Source organism: Haladaptatus sp., assembly GCF_049589095.1.
GTDB lineage: Archaea > Halobacteriota > Halobacteria > Halobacteriales > Haladaptataceae > Haladaptatus.
Genome location: NZ_JBAWAC010000627.1, coordinates 1 through 2,215, shown reverse-complemented (window position 1 = coordinate 2,215; position 2,215 = coordinate 1). Strand labels below are relative to the sequence as shown.

Annotated in this window: 3 protein-coding genes; all 3 read right to left on the bottom strand. The window is 62.0% G+C overall.

What is annotated here, in order from left to right; all coding sequences use genetic code 11:
• A partial coding sequence (gene hemA / locus WBV42_RS19850) for a glutamyl-tRNA reductase (RefSeq protein ID WP_423987572.1) occupies positions 1-1,293 on the bottom strand: 1,293 nt, incomplete at its 3' end.
• A gap of 112 nt (positions 1,294-1,405) precedes the next feature.
• Positions 1,406-1,807 carry a DUF5778 family protein gene (locus WBV42_RS19845; RefSeq protein WP_423987573.1) on the bottom strand — a complete coding sequence of 134 codons (402 nt, stop codon included), beginning with the start codon at positions 1,805-1,807 and terminating at the stop codon, positions 1,406-1,408.
• Positions 1,808-1,922: 115 nt separating this feature from the next.
• Positions 1,923-2,117 carry a cold-shock protein gene (locus WBV42_RS19840; protein ID WP_007976778.1) on the bottom strand — a complete coding sequence of 65 codons (195 nt, stop codon included), beginning with the start codon at positions 2,115-2,117 and terminating at the stop codon, positions 1,923-1,925.
• Positions 2,118-2,215 lie beyond the last annotated feature (98 nt).

Genomic DNA, 2,215 nt, shown 5'->3' with positions numbered 1-2,215 from the left:
GTCGTCGGCCGTCGATTCGAGGTGTTCGGTGACGAACGCGGGCGCTTCGTCACGGAACTCGGGGTCGAACAATTGGAGCGCAGTGTTGATGGTCGTCCAGTCGTCGTTCGCGGCGGCGTCGCGGAGGCTTTTCGTTGGGGGTGCGAGCATTTGTGAGATCAGCGCATCGGCCATCGACTCCACGATTGCTCGTTGATCCTCGTCCAACCCCTTGGCTTCGAGGCGCGAGAGCGCGGTCTGCAGTTCACGTTCCTTGACCCGTTCTGCACCTTCGTACATCCCGGCGATGACCTCGTCGGCCCGCTTTCGTTTGTACTGTTCGAGCAAGTTCTCGAACTCACGGTCCACCATCGCCTCGACCGATTCGGCGGCGGCGCGTCGTCGCGCGCGGGTCTCGTCCGTTACGGATTCGAGTGCCTGCATATCGTGGACGGTGATTCCGTCGAGTGCCGAGACGGCCGGGGACACGTCACGTGGTTGGGCGATGTCCACGACCAAGGTCTCGCCACAGTCGTCGAGCAGGGTCGCGTCGAGGACGTGTCCGTCGCTTCCGGTCGCGGTGACGACGACGTCCGCGTGCGACAGGCAGGCCGGGAGCGCGTCCAAGCCGACGGCGCGGGTATCGGTCAGATTCACGGCTTCGGCGACGGTTTCGGCGCGTTCGATCGAGCGGTTGGCGACGATGAGCGTCTCGACATCCGAATCGGCGAAGGCGTGGGCCGCGATGGTCCCCATCTCGCCCGCGCCGACGACGAGAGCGGTCGCGCCGTCCAATCCCGACTGGTCGGTTGCGAGCGACACGGCGGCACTGCCGACCGAGACGACCCCTTCGTTGATCGCCGTCTCGGTCCGGGCGCGCTCGCCGACGTGGAGCGCCTTCGTCAGCGCCTCTTCCAGCGTCGGGCCGACCGCACCGATGGTCTGTGCCGAGGTGTAGGCGTCGCGCACCTGCCCGATGATCTGGTCCTCGCCGAGGACGAGCGATTCCAACCCCGCGGCGACGCGGAGGAGGTGTCGAAGGCTCTCCTCGTGGCTCATCTCGACGGCCACCTCGTTTACTCCGGGAACGAAATCAGCGAGCACCGCTCGGCCCGTCGCCGGTGCGCCGGTGACGACGTATGCCTCGAACCGGTTGCACGTCTGCAACACGAACGCCTCCGATACCTCGGACTGCGCGGCGAGCGCGGCGACGTTGTCCTGCTGGTCGTCGTGGCAGGCGGCCGCCACATCATCGAGGCTGGCCCGGTCGTGGGAGATGCGGATACCAGAGATGACGCCGGTACTCGGTGTCACTGGTTCTGCCCCCGGTGAATAGAAGATACACAGTTCATACGAAACACTTCGACGGTCTTATCACGTGATTAGAAAGGAACGTACGTAAAGCCTTCTAACTCGGCGCGGATATCTACCCTTCGACACCCGTGACCTCGAAGCCGAGGTCGCGGATGCCCTCCAGGATCGCCTCCTGGTCGGCGCTCGCCTCGTAGTAGAATACCATATCGAACGTGCCGTTCCGAAGCAGTTGTTGGCACTCCCAGACGAACTCCTCGCCATCGAGGGTGAGCCCTTGGTGTTGGTTCGACGCGAAGTCCGTGTCGTCGGTCCCGGAGTAGACGTAGGTGTCGCGCGGGTCGTGACCCGCGTGTTCCGCGATGACGTCACCGATATCCACCGACGCTTGGTGCATCTCGATGTCCTCGTCGCTACCGAGGTCCGTGTGAACGATGGCTCCGTTGAGTTGGATCTCTCCGGGTTCGAGCAGTTTCCGTGTCCGCTGATACAGGTCATCGTCGATGGCACTGTCCATATTCACGGATACGCGTCCCGGGTTATACGGCCTACGGTTGTCACCGTGGGTCAAAAATCGTTGTTTTCGCGCGGCAGCGTCAACTCCCGCGAGAATCAGTTACTACTGATGCCGTTTACAGGCGCTGGACGTTCGTCGCGCGCGGTCCTTTGTCAGCCTGTTCGATGTCGAATTCGACTTCTTGCCCCTCTTCGAGGTCAGGGCCACCGACGTCTTCCATGTGGAAGAAAACGTCTTCGTCAGAGTCCTCTGTGTCGATAAAGCCGTAGCCACCGGTGTCGTTGAAGAAGTCAACCGTACCTTTCGCCATTGCGTTTTACCAAAGTAATCCCATACTTAAAAAGCTATGCAACTGCCAATGAGATGAGTGAACAGCCCGCATGACCCCAAGAGGACAAGGCTGATACC

Bases quoted from the DNA above. Each gene is read 5' to 3' on its own strand.
- WBV42_RS19845 (WP_423987573.1), bottom strand. From the start codon at position 1,807: ATGGACAGTGCCATCGACGATGACCTGTATCAGCGGACACGGAAACTG.
- WBV42_RS19840 (WP_007976778.1), bottom strand. From the start codon at position 2,117: ATGGCGAAAGGTACGGTTGACTTCTTCAACGACACCGGTGGCTACGGC.